Source organism: Candidatus Poribacteria bacterium, from assembly GCA_021295715.1.
In the GTDB taxonomy this organism is placed as follows: Bacteria; Poribacteria; WGA-4E; order WGA-4E; family WGA-3G; genus WGA-3G.
The window spans coordinates 1-21,041 of sequence record JAGWBV010000090.1; the positions used below are offsets into that span (position 1 = coordinate 1).

The 21,041-nt window shown below is 47.5% G+C and carries 18 protein-coding genes and 1 CRISPR repeat array; of the genes, 6 read left to right on the forward strand and 12 right to left on the reverse strand.

All coding sequences use genetic code 11. The annotated features are described in order from the left end of the window. Positions 1–751, reverse strand: a 751-nt coding sequence (locus tag J4G07_18615) for a sigma-70 family RNA polymerase sigma factor (protein ID MCE2416000.1), incomplete at its 3' end; no start/stop codon positions are given. A 68-nt stretch (positions 752–819) separates the two neighbouring features. Further along, on the reverse strand, positions 820–1,038 hold the full coding sequence (locus J4G07_18620) for a hypothetical protein (protein ID MCE2416001.1): 219 nt from the start codon (positions 1,036–1,038) through the stop codon (positions 820–822). Positions 1,039–1,382: 344 nt separating this feature from the next. Here J4G07_18620 and J4G07_18625 point away from each other — a divergent pair, with 344 nt between their 5' ends. The 3 genes from J4G07_18625 (at position 1,383) to J4G07_18635 (ending at position 3,549) form a co-directional block, all read left to right on the forward strand. Next, positions 1,383–2,201, forward strand: coding sequence for a phytanoyl-CoA dioxygenase family protein (locus J4G07_18625; GenBank protein MCE2416002.1), 819 nt, complete (start codon positions 1,383–1,385; stop codon positions 2,199–2,201). A 15-nt stretch (positions 2,202–2,216) separates the two neighbouring features. Next, positions 2,217–3,221: a Gfo/Idh/MocA family oxidoreductase gene (locus tag J4G07_18630; protein ID MCE2416003.1), complete on the forward strand. Its 1,005-nt coding sequence runs from the start codon at positions 2,217–2,219 to the stop codon at positions 3,219–3,221. A 61-nt stretch (positions 3,222–3,282) separates the two neighbouring features. Beyond that, positions 3,283–3,549: a hypothetical protein gene (locus J4G07_18635; protein MCE2416004.1), complete on the forward strand. Its 267-nt coding sequence runs from the start codon at positions 3,283–3,285 to the stop codon at positions 3,547–3,549. 41 nt (positions 3,550–3,590) lie between these two features. On the opposite strand, the gene J4G07_18640 is transcribed toward J4G07_18635, so the two are convergent. Beyond that, positions 3,591–4,769, reverse strand: a complete 1,179-nt coding sequence (locus J4G07_18640) for a hypothetical protein (protein MCE2416005.1) — start codon at positions 4,767–4,769, stop codon at positions 3,591–3,593. A 175-nt stretch (positions 4,770–4,944) separates the two neighbouring features. After that, a complete protein-coding gene (argB, locus tag J4G07_18645; protein MCE2416006.1) occupies positions 4,945–5,820 on the reverse strand; it encodes an acetylglutamate kinase in 876 nt (291 codons plus the stop codon). A gap of 165 nt (positions 5,821–5,985) precedes the next feature. On the opposite strand from argB, the gene J4G07_18650 reads away from it, so the two are divergent. After that, positions 5,986–7,071, forward strand: a complete 1,086-nt coding sequence (locus tag J4G07_18650; GenBank protein ID MCE2416007.1) for a zinc-binding dehydrogenase — start codon at positions 5,986–5,988, stop codon at positions 7,069–7,071. Positions 7,072–7,172: 101 nt separating this feature from the next. On the opposite strand, the gene J4G07_18655 is transcribed toward J4G07_18650, so the two are convergent. Then, positions 7,173–9,635 (reverse strand): DNA internalization-related competence protein ComEC/Rec2, encoded by a 2,463-nt coding sequence (locus tag J4G07_18655; protein MCE2416008.1) that lies wholly within the window; start codon positions 9,633–9,635, stop codon positions 7,173–7,175. Between the two features lie 611 nt (positions 9,636–10,246). Between J4G07_18655 and J4G07_18660 the strand changes: the two genes are divergently transcribed. Both J4G07_18660 and J4G07_18665 read left to right on the forward strand, forming a co-directional pair. Beyond that, positions 10,247–11,575, forward strand: coding sequence for a GNAT family N-acetyltransferase (locus J4G07_18660; GenBank protein ID MCE2416009.1), 1,329 nt, complete (start codon positions 10,247–10,249; stop codon positions 11,573–11,575). 298 nt (positions 11,576–11,873) lie between these two features. Further along, positions 11,874–12,413 carry a hypothetical protein gene (locus tag J4G07_18665; GenBank protein ID MCE2416010.1) on the forward strand — a complete coding sequence of 180 codons (540 nt, stop codon included), beginning with the start codon at positions 11,874–11,876 and terminating at the stop codon, positions 12,411–12,413. A gap of 812 nt (positions 12,414–13,225) precedes the next feature. On the opposite strand, the gene J4G07_18670 is transcribed toward J4G07_18665, so the two are convergent. The 7 genes from J4G07_18670 to J4G07_18700 all read right to left on the reverse strand — a co-directional run bounded on the left by J4G07_18670 (position 13,226) and on the right by J4G07_18700 (position 20,162). Continuing rightward, the gene (locus J4G07_18670) at positions 13,226–14,422 is read right to left on the reverse strand and encodes a TIGR02221 family CRISPR-associated protein (GenBank protein MCE2416011.1); all 1,197 of its coding nucleotides are present in this window, start codon (positions 14,420–14,422) and stop codon (positions 13,226–13,228) included. After that, positions 14,419–14,772, reverse strand: a complete 354-nt coding sequence (locus tag J4G07_18675) for a DUF1874 domain-containing protein (GenBank protein MCE2416012.1) — start codon at positions 14,770–14,772, stop codon at positions 14,419–14,421. Before J4G07_18675 ends, J4G07_18670 begins: the two co-directional genes overlap by 4 nt. Before the next feature lie 263 nt (positions 14,773–15,035). Then, the gene (gene csm5, locus J4G07_18680; GenBank protein MCE2416013.1) at positions 15,036–16,199 is read right to left on the reverse strand and encodes a type III-A CRISPR-associated RAMP protein Csm5; all 1,164 of its coding nucleotides are present in this window, start codon (positions 16,197–16,199) and stop codon (positions 15,036–15,038) included. Next, positions 16,196–17,410, reverse strand: a complete 1,215-nt coding sequence (csm4, locus tag J4G07_18685; protein ID MCE2416014.1) for a type III-A CRISPR-associated RAMP protein Csm4 — start codon at positions 17,408–17,410, stop codon at positions 16,196–16,198. The genes csm5 and csm4 overlap by 4 nt, the downstream gene beginning before the upstream one ends. A 54-nt stretch (positions 17,411–17,464) precedes the next feature. Next, the gene (gene cas10 / locus J4G07_18690) at positions 17,465–19,390 is read right to left on the reverse strand and encodes a type III-A CRISPR-associated protein Cas10/Csm1 (GenBank protein MCE2416015.1); all 1,926 of its coding nucleotides are present in this window, start codon (positions 19,388–19,390) and stop codon (positions 17,465–17,467) included. A gap of 48 nt (positions 19,391–19,438) precedes the next feature. Then, positions 19,439–19,783, reverse strand: coding sequence for an HD domain-containing protein (locus J4G07_18695; GenBank protein MCE2416016.1), 345 nt, complete (start codon positions 19,781–19,783; stop codon positions 19,439–19,441). A 136-nt stretch (positions 19,784–19,919) separates the two neighbouring features. Continuing rightward, complete coding sequence (locus J4G07_18700) at positions 19,920–20,162, reverse strand: hypothetical protein (protein ID MCE2416017.1); 243 nt, start codon at positions 20,160–20,162, stop codon at positions 19,920–19,922. A gap of 270 nt (positions 20,163–20,432) precedes the next feature. After that, positions 20,433–20,993: direct repeats of the CRISPR family, unit length 30 nt; unit sequence GTTTCTATTCCATACTGGTTCGATTAAAAG. The last annotated feature ends 48 nt before the right edge of the window (positions 20,994–21,041 follow it).

Sequence of the window (21,041 nt, forward strand, 5' to 3'; positions counted from 1 at the left end):
AGGGTTTCTGAAAACGGGAGAGATATTGCGTGCCGACACCCATCAATAGGAAAATTAAAACAGCGGAGGCGGCAGAAACTGCCAAGGGGGCTACCGGTTTACTCGCTGCAGGTGGAACGGGCGCGATACGCGAAACTTCCTGCATGATGTTTTCCGTTAAGTTGTCAGGGAGTTGGAAGCTGCCAAGATTCTCTTGAAGCACGTCTTCCTCTTGCCGCAAACGATTGCGGGCACGACTGAGTCGGCTCTTGATGGTGTTCTGGGACACACCGAGAAACTCGGAAATGGATTTGATTGTCATCTCGCCAAGGTAATGCATCATCATCACCGTCCGTTCACTCTCTGGCAGCTTTTGGAGCAGTTTCTTGACGACTTCACGCCGTGTTTCATCGGCATCGGCTTTCTGTTTTTCTGCTACGTATTGAGAATATGACACTTTGTCCACCTCATTAGCATCGGTAGTATCTAAGGATTCCATCGGTAAACGACTCTTTTTCAGATAGTCGCGACATAGGTTTGCCGCGATAACATAGAGCCAACCCGCAAATTGGTGATGGTTTTTCAATGTTCGGAGTTTTTTATACGCAGTGAGGAACGCGTCTTGCGTGATTTCTTGTGCGATGTGAAAATCACCAATCTTCCGCCACGCAAGTGTGTGAACCCCTTTCTGATATTTCTTGACCAAAGGACTGAATGCGTCCTGATCCCCTTGTAGTATACGTCGGATGAGTTCAACATCGGTGTGTGCCATTCTAAGTCTCCTCTGGAACTATTAACCTTTCATAGAAGGGACGGAACCTTGAGCGTTCGATAGTTGCGTTATTTTACCAAAAAGACAAATTTTAAACCTGTTTCCTGAATCTCATGTCCCGGTAACGCATAAGCAGTGGAATAGGATTTTAATTCGTTTGGACAGCAAATATATGTCTGAGTCGTCGGGATAGGATATCGTAGTGTCTGAACATCGCCGAAGGCGAGGTAAGCGATACCGAAGAGTAGTAAACAAACAAGGAATAGGTTAATCATCATAAAGCGCATCGTTTTCTCCTTTTAAGCGGAAGTTTGATTCGGTTCGCAAAAACAACTTGGTTGAAATTTGAGCATCCAATGATTAGGGTGACGACTCTTGGGTACCGAAAGGTTGCATTATTTTAGAAAATTGGGAAATAAACTTATTGTCTGAGTATTTCCCAAAACCCATCACATCCAATGATTAGGGTGACGACACTTGAGTACCAAAAGGTTGCATTATTTTGTAATTTTCTTTTATACTTCTTGAAATATATGTTATACTTTTGTATACATACTTTTGGCACATCTTGCCAGTCGAAACCTGCTATACAAAAGTTGGAACCACGACATGCTCAACTCGGAGGCACAGCATGGAACACCATATAACAGATGAACAGTGGGAACATTTTGAGGAAAACGGCTACGTACGTATCGGACAAGTCGCGACGGATGCCGAACTCGCGAGACTGCAGCAACGGATGGATGACATCATGCTCGGTAAAGCCCCACTGGATTACGACCAGATCATGATGCAACTGGATCGGGCACCGGGAAAAAATTCTCCTGGACCACAGTCGAAAGGGCACAAGGGTGCCACATTGTTGTATCGGAAAATCCAGAACCTTGAACTCGATCCGATTTTCTTGGAGTATCTCCAGAAACCTGTTTTCCAAGAGGTGTGCGCGAAAATCTACGGAGATGATACCCCTATTGCCTGTTTTCGGGCAATGTTTATGAACAAACCCGCACATGAGGGCACGCAGCTGACATGGCATCAGGACAGGTGGAGAGATCTCGATCGCGATCCTCAGATTACGATCTATACCGCCTTAGATCCGGCAATGATTGAGAATGGCTGTGTACATATCATTCCGAAGTCGCATAGCAGCCTCATCAATCCTGAAAATGGATCCGGTTTCCTCACACAGGAACACATTGACGACATCGTTGCGAAGGCGACACCGCTCCCGATGGAGTTGAAGGCTGGAGAAGTGGTCCTACTCCATAATTGGATGCTACACAGTTCCGGGACGAACGATACGGATATTCCGCGGCGCGCCTTCAGTGTCTGCTACATGCATGGCGAGACGAAGTCGCATCACGGGCATGCCTTTACGCGGGTGTTCGGCGACGGTGCGATCCGTATTGACGATTTATCGAAGTTTAAGTATGAAAGCCCCATAGTTTAAAATAAGGAGAAAAATATGGCGAAGATTCGACTTGCCATGATTGGATGTGGCGGAAACTCATCAGGCCACGCCAGACGAATGAATGCTAAGCCCGATGTGCAAATTGTCGGCACTTGCGATGTGAACACTGACATCGCTAACGGCTATATCGACCGAAACTTGCCTGATCTGAGTCCGCGTCCCGGTGCTTATGACGACATCAGCAAATTGCTTGCAGAAACGACACCGGACGCAGTGGTCATCTCTACACCACACACGCTCCACTTTGAACACGGCATGCAGGCACTTGAAGCGGGATGCCACGTCTTGATGGAAAAGCCGATGGTCACATCTTCCAGAGATGCCTATACTATCGCAGAAAAGGTGGAAGAGACCGGGTTAACATTTACTATCGGCTACAATACCCCATGCACACCCAACTTCTACTATACCCGAGAAATTATCCGTAGTGGGGAATTTGGCAAGTTGGAATTGGTCATTGGCTATATTACACAAGGCTGGAAAGGTGGCACAACCGGAACGTGGCGACAGAATCCGAAACTTTCTGGGGGTGGACAGGCTTACGATAGTGGAGCGCATCTCCTGAACAGTCTCTGTTGGGCAGTCGAGTCGAAAGTTGCTGAAGTCTATGCCTATACAGATAACCAGGATCGAGACGTTGACATCAATTCCTCGATAAATGTCAAATTTGAAAGCGGTGTTCTCGCTGCGATGGCGGTGAGTGGTAATTGCCCAAGCCCGGGTGGTACACACATGGCATTGGTGTTTGAGAACGGTAGGATCGAGGTTGACGGCTGGAGTGGCGGTTGGATTCGCGTCTGGAAAGGTAGTGAAGCGTTGGATCCACCGCCGATTACAGATGACATGTCCGCTGGTTCGCCCGATGATAACTTCATTGACGCTGTTTTGGGTAGGGCAGAACCCCGTACCAGTCCGATGAACGGGATTATCCAATCTGAACTGATGGATCTCATCTACGAATCCGCCGAAACGGGAGTTCCCGCGCGTCCTGAACGGTAAGACTATAAGCGCGGTTGGAAAACCGCGCTTACTACACTTTGCTTGAGAGGAGGCACTTAAAATGGAATTAACCCTCAAATTAACAACTGAACAGATTATTGATTTTATTCAACAGATTCCGCCGGAAGAGAAAGTTGCGGTCCTCACTACACTCGCAGAACAGGCACATGCCGAACATGACCAACAGATAAAGTACGGTGAAGCAAAAGTCCGCAAGATTTGCGCAGCGCGAGGGTTAGATTGGGATGCTATGACCGAAGATGAACGTATAGATTTTATTGATGATCTTGTCCATGAGGACAGGGAATGGAACCAACGATTTCCTTGAACGGTTTCGATAAAAGCGGTTCCAGCTTAAAGAGAAACGTCTTAGAGTGATGCGGCTAATGTTGCCCCTTCAGGACGCGGTGCTGTTGGTCGGATAGGCAACTTTTCGTAGGAACGATATGCAAGTTTCGCTAAATGTGGGGTCTCCATTTGGATATGCCCCTCTGCCCGCGAGTGCATAAGCGCATCGAGAACCCCTGTCACGAGGAGCGTCCGTTCCACAGGATACTGCGGTTCCCCCGTTACAAACATCTCTTCGATATTAAGACTCAAATAACTAAAATGCGCATGTGGCGGTCCGTTCTGTAGGTAAAACTCTGTCGCGTAGTGAGTGTCGCTTGCCTTCGCTGCGTAAGCAAAATCAGAGACGTACCCCGTTAGCATCAGCACAGCAGAATGGAACCCGTCTCTATGCTCCAACAGGAACGCCGTTGGATTCGGACATCCCTCTATAAAGGTGGTATCGGGACGATTTTCAATTTGTGCACATGCCCGCTCTGCTAAATCGAGAGACCACTTTCCAGACTCACCTGCCTCCCAAACTGCGTCTCCTTCCAGACACTGAATCGCCACGATTCCAGACTCACCGCCTTGCCGACGTTCAATCATGCACTGTAGCGTCTCAAGTGAGTGAAAACCGTAGGACTCTACACCGGCGTAACCGATACCGATAGCCGATTCCAATTCTGTGTCGAGAGGATGCTCCAAAAAGGGGTTCCGCCAAGAGAGCGGTAGCGAAGAGCCTGCCATAAACGGCACATCAAGCGCGTTCGCACGATTATACATCCAAAGCGCGTCGTCCCAATTGTAGGAGAGGTGTTTGTCGCAAAAAACAGGGACCGACCTACCGCTTGACGCAAAGACACCACAAATCTGCTCGAACATGTAACGGCGCGGGTACATGTGCTGTCCGATTTCATTATATGGGTAGTCGCCGTGTTCGCCGATCAATATCACCCCATCAACAGATAGTTCATTTCCACCGAGTGTCAACGCTTGCCGAATACTTGGGTAGATAGGAACGTTATGCTCGGCTGCTAAACCGACACCGATGTCCCGATCATCTACCTGATCCAAATAGATGGACACCAGTTCCACGCGGGGCGTCTGATGTCCGGTATCTGTTGGGAAGCCCTTCATGTATTTCGTAGCAATTACATCTGCATGCGAGTGCTGGTAATACGTCGTAATGATTGCGGCAATTTTCTTTGGTGTAGTCATTGTTTGCCTCACCTATCAATTTAATAGCCTCAGTTCCGCAAGGAAAAAATAAATATCTATCTAATCTTTGATGCGACTCAGCCCTAAGCCCGTAAGCGTAGCGGAGGGCGAACCTACGGGAAGGCGCGCTAAATACGAAACCTACTTGACCGAACCGCAAGGAAAAATTAAATATTTATCTAACGATTTCGGTGCCAATTCCACCCTCTGTGAAAACTTCGAGCAGCAGAGAATGGGGAATACGTCCATCAATGATATGTGTCTTGTAAACGCCGCCGATGAGTGCTGTCGTGCATGCCTCTACCTTAGGTAGCATACCCCCGGCGATGAAACCTTCATCAATCAATTTGTCTATCTCTCTCATACGAAGGGTAGGCATCAAGGACGAGGTATCCGTCAGATCGCGGAGGATACCGCGCGTATCCGTCAACATAATTAATTTCTCTGCTTGGAACGCAGATGCGATCTCCCCCGCCATTGTGTCTGCATTAATGTTATAGGTCTGCCCCTCAACACCAACACCGATCGGTGCGATGATAGGGATATAACCTGCTCTGTCAAGTGCCGTAACTGACTCGGTGTTCACGCCAATGATTTTCCCTACAAATCCCAAGTCAACATCTATGTGTTGCCCATTTTCATCGGTAATCTGCGTCTCCTGCTTCTCCGCGAGTATCAGGTTCGCGTCCTTTCCAGATAACCCAATGGCTTTTCCGCCGTGTTGGTTGATACGTGCTACAATCTGCTTGTTGATTGACCCAAGCACCATCTCAGCGATTTCAACCGTTTCCGCATCGGTTACCCGCAACCCTTGAATAAACTCCGGGACCTTCCCAATCTTATCCATCCATGCGGTGATTCTCGGTCCACCGCCGTGAACGATAATAGGTCGGATGCCGACATATTTCATCAGCACTATGTCCTGCATGACGGAATGAATGAGCGTCTCATCCTCCATTGCGGCACCGCCATATTTGATAACAATCCGCCGGTCGTAAAAGCTGCGGATATACGGTAAGGCTTCAATAAGAACTTCAGCAGTTCTGTTCATGTCTTTTGCTCTTGTCCTCTGTCTTTTAATTCAGAATAGTGTATAATATATGATATGTGAACCTTCAGGGTTTGTCAAATTAAATGTAGCAAAATAGCGGTCAGCAACCGTAAAATCTCGAGTACAACTCGCTCCTACAGCAAGAAGCAAAGGAATAGTCGTACAATGCAAATATCCGCACAGATTTCACAATTTCACGGTGTCGGTATCCCATTTGAAGTCTGCGAGATGGCTATGGCTGCCACCTCAGACGACGTTCTCGTCCGCGTTTCGCTTTCAACTATCTGTGGTTCCGACCTTCATACGGTATCGGGTCGCCGCGGCGCAGAGATTCCATGTATACTCGGACATGAAATCGTTGGGACTGTTGCGGCACCAACACATATGCGTTCAGCGACAGGAGACGTGCTAAGCGAAGGCGATCGGATTACGTGGAGTCTCACGACTTCCTGTGGAACATGTGACTACTGTGCACATCGGGACCTCCCACAGAAATGCGAGACGATGTTCAAATATGGTCACGCACGGAGTGAAGATGCTGGTGCTTTTTCAGGTGGGTTCGCCACGCATATCCGATTGCGTCCAGGGACAGCGATCTACCACATCCCCGAGGGTATGACAGACCCAGAAGCGGTCCCTATCAACTGCGCGCTTTCAACTGTAGTCAACGGCTTGATGAACATCGGCACACAGTCCGGTGAGACAGCTGTTGTCCACGGTGCCGGTATGTTAGGCATCTATGCGACATGCTATCTTCGTGAGCAAGGATATGAGGGAATCGTCGTTGTGGATACCAACGAAAGTCGTTTGGAGATTGCCAGACGCTTCGGTGCAACGCACACTTTCAACCCAGATAAGACATCTGTTGTGGAAATTGAATCAGCAGTAAAAGAACTAACAAACGGACGTGGGGCGGATCTCGGTGTAGAAGTCAGCGGTGCAACGATTGGAATCCCTCATCTGATTACGTGGTTAGCAATTGGCGGAAGATGTGTGACACTCGGTTATGTCTACCCAAACGCCCATATCACTGTCGATGCACATCAACTCGTTACAAAATGTGTGACGCTGCGAGGCATTCATAACTATCATCATACCACGCTCGGCGCATCCATACGTTTTGTGGAGGAAAACCGGAGCCGTTACCCATTTGCGGAACTTATCGGAGAAACATATCAATTAGCGGAAATTAACACCGCATTTGAACATGCATTTCGCCAAGAGATACTTCGCGTTGCTATTGCGCCATAGCGATCAGCAGTCAGCAGTCAGCGGTCAAAAAAATAGCGGTTAGAAAGTTGGGAGTGTGCTAAAGTTGGGAATGCCTCCCAGTGAACGTTGCGTAAGTCCTACTACTGTAACTGCTCGCGAATCCAACATCTTGTTCCATCGGTGCGGAGGATAATTGCGCCAGATTCATCGGTTCTTAACATGGGACACTCACGTTCCCGATACCGCGCAACCACGTCCGCATGTGGAAATCGATAGCGGTTCCCTTGACCGAGTGAGAAAATCGCACAACGCGGTTGAACGGCATCTAAAAACGGGGCACTGCTCGATGTGCGGCTTCCGTGATGCGGCACTTTTAGAATTTCTGAACGAAGATCTTGTCCCGACGCGATGAGTCGGGATTCCGCCTTTTTGCCGATGTCACCCGTGAACAGGATGTCTACCTCACCGTATGTAATCTTCATCACGAGCGAATCGTCGTTCTTGTCGGTATCCAGTAGGTTCGTGGAGCTGGCATCAATTGGATGCAAGAGATTGAGCGTGGCGGTTGACGTGAATTCGATCTCCCCAGCATAAGGAAACGAATACGGGATGTTCCGCGCTGTGGCAATGGCATGTAAGCGTTGATGGGTCGCGGAATTGAGCGGCATATCCGATATGCCAAGTACTCGTCCCACTTTAAAATTCTCTAAAATATAACCGAGTCCACCACCGTGGTCGAGGTCTGGGTGCGTTAGGACTACCATGTCGAGTTCCCGAATGCCGTGAAAGTCGAGATAGGGTTCAATAATCCGTTCACCGACATCGTATTCAACTTGCTTTTGCTTCCGTTTGTCGTAATAAGTTTGTTGGATACCTCCATCAATCAACATCATCCGGTTATCTGGAAATCTAACGATTGCCGCGTCTCCCTGTCCAACATCGAGTGTGATGACTTCTAACAATCTGCCCTTCTCATGGAATGCGGTATCCCAGACCCAAATCGTTAAGACGGACAGTCCGATGAGGCTCGCTATTTTCCATTGACGATAGACGACCCGCCAATGGGTAATCCCTAAACAACAGGCAATGTAGAGAACGAACAAGCCGAACGTTGGTGGTGTTAACTTGGCTACACCCCATGCCTGTCCAAACACACCGATCAGTGTCAGAAATAAGGATACAATCGTGTGATTGAGAACGCCAAGCAGTTTCGCGAACGGGAGCCAGATAAAGCCGACGCATACGGATGCCATCCCCACCGCAACGATGAGTGATACGAGTCCGACCGCGAACGGACCGACGATGAGACCGAGCGGATATGTCCGAAAGAAGTGATAGGCTATGAGGGGGCCCGTTCCGATTTGCGCCGCGAACGTCACGAGATAGGAAAGGACTATCCATTTGACTGCGGCGTTCCGAAGTTTTTTCAGGACTGAACCTTCGCTTTCTGAAGATGCACCCGCCGCGTCCTCCCACAAACGACGCAGCGGTTTCTCCATTTTCGGGACGAAATAGACAATTGAAGCGACGGCGACGAATGATAATTGGAATCCGACATCCCAGACTTGCAGCGGGTTCACAAGGAGCAGCACTAACGCAGCAAACGCTAATAGATTGAAAAGATCCGCATCTCGATCAATGAGCGTCGCAAAGAGAAATAGGATTGCCATCAGTGAAGCGCGAAAGACGGAGGGACGAAAACCGATGAGGCTTGCGTAGATTAACACTGCTATAATCGTCAAGAGACAAAGAATCTTCTGTGGAAATCTGAAGAGCGAGAAACCGAAATAGCAGAACATCGCAACAAGTCCGACGTGCAGACCGGAGACAGCAAGGACATGGAAGGTGCCACTGTTTCGGAAGGTATCCAATGTTTCTGTGGGAACATCGCTTCGTTTACCGAGTAAGATACCTTTGAGAAGTTGGGCATGCAATGACGGTTCAAGAGGCGGCGTTTCGGCTTCGGTCTCTGTATAGATAATGTCAATCAGACGTTCTGTCTGGAGTCGGAGTGTTTCTATCCACCGTCCGGGTGGAAATCCTCCGTGTTCGCCGATTCGCACACGTCCGTTCGTATCGATAATCCCGGTAATCCCTTGCCGAGAAAGGTAGGCTCGGTAATCGAAACCGCCTGGGTTGCGTTTGGTTTGTGGTTGACGCAGGACACCCGTCAACGTTAGATGTTTACCGTAGCGGAGTGGTAGTAACTCCTGAAATCTGATAAGAAATTTCGCCGATACCTGTTGTGATGAATCCGATAATAACCGGAGTTCACCGACGGCATAACAGGCATCCCATTCCTCCCCGCGTTCGGGTTGATATACGGTCGTGCCTGAGAAGCGAATCGGCTCGTTGTAGAAGTGGGCTGGAATTGGCGAATGGGAGACGGTTTCTAAGCGTAGCATTCCGCCAGCGAAGATAGCCAAATGGAGCATCGCATAACAGAGGAACCGCTGACGAGTTCTTGTTACGATGCTACCGATAAAGCAAAGGAGTACAAATATCCAGAGCCACAGAAACGGGAGGGATGCCCATTTGCCTGCGATGATACCGAGTAGATACGGGATGAGAAAGTAGAGCGCAGGGCGCGGTTTAATTTTCATTTTTTAATTTTACCTTCTAATTATACCTTGTAGAGCAATTAAGCGCATTAAAACTATTAGCATAGATCGACGTAGGTGTTTTTGCTTGAGGTATTTGCTTGGGTATTGCTGCGGATTTGCCCAGGTAGAGCGGAATAGACCCAAACGTGTCAATTTAGGGTTTCCAAGGTCCCGTAGGTTGGGTTGAACGGAATCGAAAGCGGGATGTGGCGTTCCAAATACGCGTGAAATACACCCGTTGCCATCTCCGCTCAACATCGCAGCGAAACCCAACTTCATCGTACCAGAATCTGGCAACTTCGCAACAAAAACGTTGGGTTTCACTATAGCGTTGGGAGTATTGATGGGTTTTTGTGTGTCTGTGGGTTTTGGGGTGCTGCGAGATTTTGGTGAAGTTCCGTTCAACCCAACCTACAAGAAACTTTTTTAGCAGTTAGCCGTCATCAATTAGCAGTTGGAAATCAATAGTGGTCAGCAAGAGAGGGTCGTTAAACGATACCTCTTACCGATTGCTGATCGCTGAAAGCCGAAAGCCAATTTACAGGTTTCGTTTGATGTGTTCTTGGCTTCGTGATACAATTCGTTATAATATCACCCCATAGGGAACCTAAATGCCAAAAAACAGTATTCTTTCACAGATACCGATGGACCTCGGCGACGATCTAAAACTCCGATTTGCTACGCCTGCTGATACAGATGCGCTTGCTGAATTCAACACCCGCCTTCATGAAGAAGAAAGCGTGGGTCCAGGTATCCGAGACCTGATGTCGGGAGATCACCCGACCTGCCAAGCAAGCGATTTCACCGTTGTTGAAGATACGAAGACAGGAAAAGTCGTGTCTTCACTCTGTCTCATCTCGCAGACATGGACGTATAGTGGTATCCCCTTCAAGTTCGGGCAACCCGAATTCGTCGCCACTGAACCTGAGTACCGCAGAAGAGGCTTAGTCCGTAAGCAGTTCGAGGTGATTCATGCGTTGAGTGAGGGGCGCGGGGAACTGATGCAAGGTATCACAGGTATCCCGTGGTATTACCGACTGTTCGGGTATGAGATGGCACTGGATATGGAAGCAGCGCGCGTTATCGACGGGATACACATCCCATCATTGAAAAAAGGCGAAACCGAAACGTGTTGTCTCCGACCGCGAACGGATGCAGATAACGCCTTCATTCAAGACATTTATGAGAGCACCCTTGAGCAGAAAGTCTTTGCTTGCTCTCGGACACCGGCGATGTGGGCGTATGAATTCAACGGACGTTCGGCGGGAAGTGAAGCACGGCACGAATGGCTTCTCATCGAAGACATGGAAGGAACACGACTCGGTTATGTCCAACATTTCCAGTGGTGTTACGATAATTTTCTGGTCATGCGGATGGAGCTTAAACCCGGAGTCGGCTGTCTGCATCACATCCGATCGCTACTGCGAGCGTTGTGGAAAAAGGCAGAGGCGACACCGATTGTCGCCGAGAGTGACAACCCGAAAGCAACGGGTCTGCAATTCATGTTGGGGCGTGAACATCCGATCTATCAGGCATTACCCAAAGCGGTTGTCCGTCAGGAGCCGCCTTATGCGTGGTATATCCGGGTGCCAGATTTAATAGCGTTTCTACGGCATATTCAACCCGCTCTCGAAAAGCATCTCATCGGCACTGTCGCAGAGGGGTACACCGGTGCGCTCAAACTCAACTTCTATCGCAGTGGAATACACCTTAAATTTGAAAGGGGTCGTGTCACGGATATTGCCGATTGGATTCCGAAAGACGTTGAGGAAGGAGATGCAGCGTTCCCTGACTTAACTTTTTTGCAGCTGCTGTGTGGACGGTGTCGAACAGAAGAGTTGACATCAAATTTCGTTGATTGCTGGACGAACGGTTCTTCGCCTGCGGTGTTACTCGATTGCCTGTTTCCAACGTTCGCTGGCGAGATTTGGCATCTCTAATTAGCCGTCGGCAGTCAGCCTTCAGCAGTCAGTAACTGACCATCAATGCTGTAGGTTGGGTTGAACGAAGATGAGAAGTCCTACTAAACATTTCAAAGACCCTGAAAATCCAATATGCTACTACATACTCAAGGACAGAGTGAAACCCAACTTCATAGGCAGAGGCACTGAGTGGAGCGTTGGGTTTCGTTCCATATTTCTTTGATATAGTATATTTGAGAAAATCCATTTCCTTTCACTTGATAGGGTTTCTATGGTGCCCGCTCAACCGAACCTACAATAAAGTCTATAATTCCCAATGGTTACCCAATCGCATGTCATTCTCAACATAGCCTTCCTCTCAAAGCGAGACAAACCCTTTCTTCACTGCTACGCCTTCATCGGTGCTGTCCTCCCCGACCTACCGATGTTCATCTTCTTTGCAGTCGAAACTTTTATCCTTAGGACACCGCAACGTGAACTCTGGGATTCCCGATACTTCATGGAGGCGTGGCAAACGTTCTTTGACCTCTTCAACGCGATCCCACTGATTCTGATCGTTTTGGGGATTGGGTATTACCTACTGAACTCCGAGAGAATTGTTGTTTTTGCGTGGAGCATGCTCCTCCATTGCGGTTTCGACTTTTTGACGCATCACGATGACGGACATCATCATTTCTTTCCGCTCTCCGATTTCGTCTTTGAAAGCCCGATTTCTTACTGGGACCGGGATCACTATGCCGGTATCGTCGCGCCGATCGAGCGATTCCGACGACTGAAAACCCGAATAGCGCGTTGGGCACTGGTTGTCATCAATGTCCTGTTCTTAGGTGCTTATCTCTTCTTTTTTCTCCGGTAGGTGTCGCCTCCCGTTCAGGATTTCCCATCCAATCGTCATCTTCCTGTAGGAGCGATCTCATGATCACGACTTTCGTGAAATGTAGATGCTAATGGTCTGAATCTCGGATTTCACGGATTGTTTGCATGTGTCAAGTTTCAGAGTATTCAGAGTAAAATCCAAAAATCGGTGGCGGTTCAAAACGGCTGTAACCTTAGACACTCATTGGGTTTTGAACGATTTTGAGAGAAGATTTCTGTAATGCTTACTCTGAAAATTTAGCATCAGGGGTCGGTGTCGAAGTTTATGGTGTTTGAATGAGGAACGTGTTGGTTTTCACGGAATTTCACGGAGGTTTTTATCGTCGTAGGTGTGCTGTGGGTCGCCACGATGCAATATGTCGTTTCTCCGTGAAAAACGAATGTGAAAATAAAACTATCGTATCGCATCTGTATTCGCAGGAGTTTTGTAGCGTAGCCTGTTAGGCTGCGTGCTATGGCATTTCGTAGCGTAGCCTGTATGAAGATTAAGAATCTGATTCTGTAATGTACGATGGTAATTGTCTGAATCAGGATTTACAGGATTCAAGGATTTTCAGGATTACAAACGCTCCGTGGTTGAGAACTGTTCTGCTATGATTACCGAAGTATTTAGTGAAACTTCGCTTAGGCTGCGCTCCCCTCGCTTACAGGAGGATACAGAGGGGCGATTCCAAACGGGTTGGATTAAAAGTAAAATTCCCATAGTGTCCCCCTCATCTTTGATAAGTTTCGATTCCAAACGGGTTCGATTAAAAGCAGGCAAAGACGTTGGCAGACAAATATCCTAGCTGTTCAGATATTTTTCGGTTTTCCTATGAGGTGATTAAATGCCTCTTGCAATGCTGTGCGCAAACTTTGTTCATCCGCGAGCATTTTTGGGACGCTCTCAGTGTTAGACGAACTGCCGTGTGCTAATGCGTTGTGGATCCGATTAAAGTTTTCACAGATTTTCCGTTTTGATGAATCCACTTCCCTTAGAACGTTTTGCCGCTCGCGATTTTCTCGCTTTTGAGGATCGAGACCTTTCTTTTCATAGGACATTGAAACGAGTGACTCCCACCCAAACATTGCTGCGCGAAGATAGTCACGACGTTGTAAGTATTGGTAGGCTAATTCCGCCTGCTGTTTTGAGAGTGTATCCAGCTCAACCCACCTCAGACGGTTCGCCAATCTTTCCTTAAATAAGCCCGATGCTCCGGGAAGGTCAGACGCAAGGACAGGTCTGAATTGGCGAATTTCATCTGCTGCAGCAGAGAGATTGAGCGTTCGTTCATAAAAAGCCGCGTTTTCAAGATGTTTAGCTGTGTTAACTTTCACACCATCCTTGGTAAGGAGCGAGCCGAATACTCTATAATTTCCAGTAGCATCAAAACGATTAAGAGCCTCCAACCATTGTCGGACTCGGTCAAGTCCATCTAACTTAAGCACAGGCGTGAGTTCATCTTGTGTCATTTCAAGCGCGCCATACCATAGGTTTTCTACTTCAAATCTTTGGCGAACTCGTGCTAACATGAAAGTCGACAGGAATCCTATGGTGCCGAAATGGCGGAACCCATGCGTTAAATCGAAATTGACGGTTCCTTCAGGAACAGTTTCAGCGATAACATCCAATATCTTGTACTGCTCACTCTCATTGATTCCAAAGGGGATCAATCGTGGGACAGTTTCACAATCGACAGCGCGTCCCATTAGATTCACAACTTTATCCAGATGTTTCTGTTCAACGCCGCCTCTGGTTTCGGCATCGAGGATTTCAAGTCGCGCTTCTTCCTCTTCACCCTCCGCTGCGAGATTCTCTAATAAAACGCCCCATTGACTGCTGTTTGTACCCAAGATAACGAGACGATCTGGATTAATATAGCTTGCTAAGGCGAGTCCAAAGAATGCAGTTGTTTCGTGAGAGCCATCTGGAAATTTGTATGTGGCTTTCCGGTAGCCGGTTTCTGGATTTTCCCGACCTCTACCTAAAAATGTCACAAATATTTTCATTCGACTGTCTCTCCTCCGTCTAAAGGTTTCCAGTCACACCGAAAAAATTCAAAATCATCCATCGAGCGTTCAGGGGTTTCCTTACGTGTGGGGTCTATTATTCTGTGTCGTAATTTGACAATTAACATTGAATCTCCGGGGGCGAGTTCTGCCTGCTCCCGTGATACCTCAATCTCAACACCTGTGAGTTGTTCAATCAAACGAGCGGTTTCGGGGTAACCGATGTAACTTTGGAAGTTGCCAGCTGCATCCGCTTCTTGTAGTAATCGCTGAAACTTGGATTTTGAAATCCGTTTCAAAGTGTAGGTGCCCTCTATAGGCATCACGGCGGCATTGAGTAAAAGAATCATTGGTGAATTATAAAAATGCCTTTACATCCAATAGAAATGAAAACCCTCTACCGCCGCTTGCGAGGATTGTATCCTCGTCTCTTTAGAATGTCTAAGTAATTCTAAAATCTACCAATGTTTAATTTTCAGAACGTGCGATAATGCACGTCGCATGAATCAGAATCAACGGTATGAAGTGCTTATGCACTTCCCCGGGTATTCAGATTCTCTGTGTGGCATGAACCGGGGCGAGTACGCCGCAGAATCGCACGACTCCGAACCTCTTAATCTTCCATCGGTGAGATTTTGACCCAGCCAAGCGGGACGGTTGGATTTTCGCCTCGATATAAAATCCTTCGTGTTTTGGGGAATTTGCGTTCATCGTAATGTCCGCGCCGGGAACGGCTTTCGCCTAATCTAAAGCGTTCCCGTAGATCCATCTGTAGATCCTCAGGTGATTCTTCATCGTTTGTAAATAGAGAAGTGACGGTGTTGGCGTGATAGCCTGTTCCCCACCCAATTTGCAAAAGGAACGCGCCTTCTGGAAGCGTGTTGTTTAAATCGATCAGTTTATCATAGACGTTGGCAATTTCCGATAGATTATAGTCATCAAAGAATTCCTGTTCACCGCGCATGAGGTCATCTGTTGCCGAACGGCACACCTCCGCAATATCTCGAAGTGTTGTCTCTTGTAACTGACTAAAACCGAGTCGTGTTTTCTCGCGCTCGCGGAACAGGCGTTCATCCATCTTAAGTGTAAAGGTCAGACGCTGCCCTGCTTGAATGTGTTGGACGAAGTTTTTGTACTCCTGTCCTCTGTCTCTTTTCTGGACGAGTTGGTCGTTTTGATCGAGTGTAACCGTCCATGCCATTCCGATTTCAAGGGAGTTACTCTCAAGGGGCATCGTATCACTGACCTGTAAGGCACGCAGGAGGTCACGATTCGGATCTTTGCCGAAAGCAAGGCTTTCTATCCGTCGCGCAGGTTGCTCTCTTCTCGGATTGCCTCGCGCGCCTTGGTCAATCAAATTTTCTAATTGACTTGCGCTTTCGCGATAGATATCATCGCTTTGGTTGAGAATCTCCCCTAACAGTGCGGTTCGGATTGCCCCTTTGAGAGTGCTACCGGGAATATAGGGTTGGTTGTGAACCGTTTTGATAGCAGCTCGAATTTCAACCTCTTCGGGACTTTGCGGACATGGAAGATGATAGGCAGAGAGTTCTGATAAATCGGTGTTATGTTGTCGAAGGTAGCGTTCCCATCGAAAACCTCGCAGAGACATTTCAGATGTCAGTGCGTTCAGATCGGTACTCGGGTGTGCCAAGACTTTATCTAAATCGATATGATACCATCTGTTGTTGGTATAGCAACCGTCCATAAAGTTTAATGTTTCACCGGTGCCTATATGAACAGGAGTGATCGTCTGGAGTTGATATTTCTGTTTCATTCAGACGCTCCTGTGACTCCCACCTGCCATGCGTAGCCGTAACGATAGACGGGATGCGACCAGGTATCCGGTCTTAAATCGACTAACCGGCCAATATGTGTGCCACTTGTGTGTAAGACAGAGCCTTCTGCGAACATACTGACTTGTTTCCGGCGAGAAGCGGTTCCGGTGCTGCTCACCCATCCAGTTAATGGATTTAGCGTGTAAGCGATGTCGCCTGTAAGCAGTTGCGCGAGTTGCTCTGGTGACTGAGGGCATATCGACGAGAGGGTTACAAATTGACCACCCACTTCCGAGGTAGGAATTTCAAGGGTCGTTTCCGCAAAGTCAAACGTGCCGTATCCGGCGTTTCGTTCCCCACCGATGCCGGTGTCTCCAAGAACCCGAAGCAAGGTTTCAATCCTCTGCTGCGTCTCGTCGGAATCGAATTGGGCGGCGAACCAGAGTCCGCAATTCGTGTTGAATTGGACGGTTTGAACGTGCCATATTTCGGAGCCTGCGTTCTGGCTGCCGATGGTGACACGCGGTCGGGTTGGCGTTTGCCAGATGTTAATATCTTCGTTTTCACTTTCACCGTTGGGGGATAACGCAGCTCTCAGCTGCTTGTTTTCTTGAGCATCGACCCACACTTTCTCACCATTGATTGGGTAAACTTTCTCACCCTTAAGAGTAATAGTGATCGGTTTGTCTTTACTGAATTCTGGCAAGTATCCAGAGACCATATACTCAAAAAAATTACCAGAAACAAATTGTAATTTCTTAATTTTTCTCTTGCCCTCTGCCTTTTCTGGTTTACGGGCTGCAGCATAAGCCAATTTCGGTTTCAGCATGATCAATTCGTTTCGGTTAAACTCAGTCATCTGAATCTTCTTAACTGCCCCGTATACTTTTCGGATTTGGGCGGTCTTGAGGTTTCTCGCGAGTTTACGACCTAAAATTTCTGCTGCGGTGACGAGCGGTTCCCCGCCTTTCTCAATAATCTCCGAAATATCAACCTTTTGTTGGGCGACCTTCTCAACTTCAATGTTACTCGCAGTTGGCCCCTTATCACCCTGTGTAATGGTATATGAGGTCACTTGCTGTCCTTCTATGAGTTCGTCAAACTGAACATTTTTTAGTGCCCTACGACTGAAGTGAACATCTTTACTCCCATCATCAGGCTGAATAAAACCAAACCCCTTCAATAAAGTTTTAATCTTCCCTGTCGGCATCTGTGTCTCCTTCTATTTGTATGTGAATTCGTTCTCGGGAATCTAAGTTCCCTTCTATCTATTTCTAATATGTAAAGCCGTCCATCTCGTAAGAACGTGAATAAATTCCCTCAATTGAAAGTCAGTATCAAAGTTAAGCGCGTGTTGTAGCTCACGAAGAAATGGCGTTTGCGATTTATACCGCTCTTGGACACGACTGCAATAGTAAAGGGAACGCCATGCCCACCGTTTTTCATCTGCGTAAATATGGTTCAACCGAGTCAAAAACGCACTTGGCAATGGATTTTTCTCAGCACGCACTGCATCCAAGAATTTGCTGTGCCAGTTACCGACCACTTCAAAGTCTGTCCACACCATCGGTTTTCGCAAAAAAGTGATGGCGTTCTTTTTGTCAAGACCTTTGGCAGTTTTCTCGGCTTCGCCGCTCTGCGCGGCGAATTGATAAAGCGGATATTTCTGGTGTTCAATTGCGATACCACCGGAGAGTGTAACGTGGTCTCCTGTAGCGAAACAGCGAAATTCATCTCGAATTTTTTTCGCGATCTCTGGCAATGCGCTCCAGCCGCCAACGATGAACAGATCATCCCCGCCTGCATAGATGAGTTCCAGTATTTCTTTATCGTGATTTTTATTGTATTCACGGCAGAGTTGCGGGACGTAGCCCTCAAAAAAGAGACGAAATTCTCCGCTCAAGGTTGTCAGGCGCGAGATAGTTGCGTTTCCGAGTTTGTCAGTGAAAACAGTGCCGAGGTCGTCTACGTCCATCCGCAATGCACCGAGCCAGTGAACGCCTTCAGAAGCTTCTGCAAGATAATCGTAATCTGCGATTTTTTCTGGATCATCGGTATCGTGTCGACGCGCAATGACCGGTTTGAATAAGCGAAAATCGTAACTGACGGGGATACCTTCTGATGGATCGGTGCTGTTAGAGACTGCAGCTCCCTGAAAGTCTACTGTGTCTTCGAGGAAATGGGTATCGCCGATACGGTAGACAGCGGCGTGTTTTGTGTTCTCAGGTGGTGTGGGTTTGTCGTCTACAGTTTCGCGAAGGTGGACTGCTATTCCGAATGCCTTGATCGCATCGTGCCAGATCGGTGTGTCTGGAATGGACGATTCTGGCACTTTGAAGGTAATAAGATATTCAGGATTTCGCAATTTTTTGCCAAGATCATCAAATTTCCAATGATTTTCTCTGTTTGAGTGAGGTTCCGCGCGAGGTTCAAAGAGATTTTGAAACATAGCTTCGTTGCCTATCTCTTTCCATTTCTCCCGTTTTCTCTCCTGCACATTTTTTGAAACGGCATCCCACTTACACAAAAAGTTCTCGGGTTTAAAATCGCGTGCCTTTATTGAGATACCCGCTAAAATGCAAGAGAGGTCGCCCTTGTGGAGATGCCATAATTTTTGGGAGATATTTTGACGGATGCTGTCCAATTTCACTTTGGCTTCGCTATCGGGTGCAAGGATATAGAAGTGTCCGCCACTGGCAAGCAAGAGATTTGTGATAGGCAATTCAAACTGCTCTAAAACATAGTGTGCTATTGACTCTGTCAATAGCTGCAAATAAAAAGACCTGCCTCGCAATTGGTTCGCAGCCCCGTCAGAGAGGATCTGATAGAGGAAATTCTGAATTCCGGAGATGTCGCCTTTTATAAGCGCGCTGATGTTCTTATCTGAATCTTGTGGTTTGGGGAATAGCGCATCAACATCTGTTTCGGTGAGTTCGCGTCCGATGCAGGCGGCGATTGCTGCGGTTGTGCGGAGATGATCATAAAGCGATATATCTGGCACAGACTTCTCTTTGCTCGGTTCCCAGGGGGTTGCAGACGGTATACGTGCTGTGTATTTGTGGAGGAGTGCTACGATGGTTTGATAATGTGCTGGCGTGTAGTGTTTACCTTCCGTTATTTTACCGAATGTCTCTTTGAAGTCCTTCCATAATTTCTCGTATGCGTCCCGATTGATGTCTGGGGTTTCCACTGGAATAACCGTGTCTCGGTCCAGATTGAGTGCTGTCAGTGGATAGCGTTAGTCTTTCGTAGCACATTTGAGGCGTGAGAGTGACGAAACAAGCGCGGATTGGACAAAATCCTCTCTTTCCCGCTCTTCGTCTTCGCGTTCGGTAGCGGAGAGACGATCCGCTAAGATCACCTGTTTTTCTATCAGATGTTGAAGGTGTGTCGGACTATGGTGATGATGTCGGATGGCGTTTTTGAAGGTATCTCCACACGGCGAGAAAAAATCGGCGAAATCCTCGTTGACAAATTCGTAACTCTGTTCTTGGTGAGATTTGAAGCGGTCAGTGGCACGTTGCCGGAATTTTCCGATGTCGTGAAGCAGTGCGGCGAGGTGTAAGTGTTGGAGTGCTTTCAGTGAGTTCTGTCCTTATGATTTCAATTGGGTGCGGGTTCAACTGAAAACAATTATAATACCTGATACTGATTCTGTCAAGCTAAAATTTTCGATTCCATACTGGTTCGATTAGAAAATGGCTGTCGACGATCAGGAGTCAGAGGTCAGTGTGATTTCGCTCTATAGTGATGCCATTAGAAGTTTCACGCACTTTCATGGTAAGAAATGCACCTACGGTGTCAATGTAGCGGTTTCGGGTCCCATAGGTTGGGTAGAGCGGAACCGAAAAGCGGAGGGTAGCATTCCAAATACGCGTGAAGTACGCCCGTTGCCATCTCCCCTCAACACCGCATCGTTTGCGTTTGGATTCCATACTGGTTCGATTAAAAGCTGTGCTCATTTTTTAAAGCTCCTTGCGAAATGCTGCGAATTACAGCGAAAAATATCATCGTCTCGTTTTTTGTAATTGTGAGTATATCACAATCTGTCCTATTCCATACGGGTCGATTAAAAGTTACCTCTAAGCAATACGAAACTTTGGACAATTTCCGGCAGGGAGCCCGTAGGTCGGGTAGAGCGGTAAAACTCAATCCGGCATGTTGTTACCAAAACAGCAGTTCACCCACACTCGTTTCATATAGACATATACAGCGAAACCCGACACACCCACGGCTTTGAGAAAAACTGGTTCGATTAAAAGCCATAAAGGAATGTTTACCGTAAACACAGAGGATGTAAGTTTCTATTCCATACTGGTTCGATTAAAAGTGCCGATCCAAGCAGCGAACATCGACATCGGGATAGGGTTTCTATTCCATACTGGTTCGATTAAAAGTGAACGCGGACGGCTCTGCTATGAGGCACTCGTTATGTTTCTATTCCATACTGGTTCGATTAAAAGATCGTGCGCACGGTGTATCGTGTTCGGTTTGAGGCGTTTCTATTCCATACTGGTTCGATTAAAAGGCACTACCTTCACGATTACCCAGCACCAAAATGAAGTTTCTATTCCATACTGGTTCGATTAAAAGCTTCATCCATCATAATCTCCCAGTCTTCGCCAAGGTTACGTTTCTATTCCATACTGGTTCGATTAAAAGTGTGTCTGTTGTGCGCGTCGGTTGTCCGTGATTTTGTTTCTATTCCATACTGGTTCGATTAAAAGCTACGGCACAGCCTGCCGTAGTCTTCATAGAAATGTGTTTCTATTCCATACTGGTTCGATTAAAAGGTCAATAATCCTATATTCTTGGTATAGGTGAGACACGTTTCTATTCCA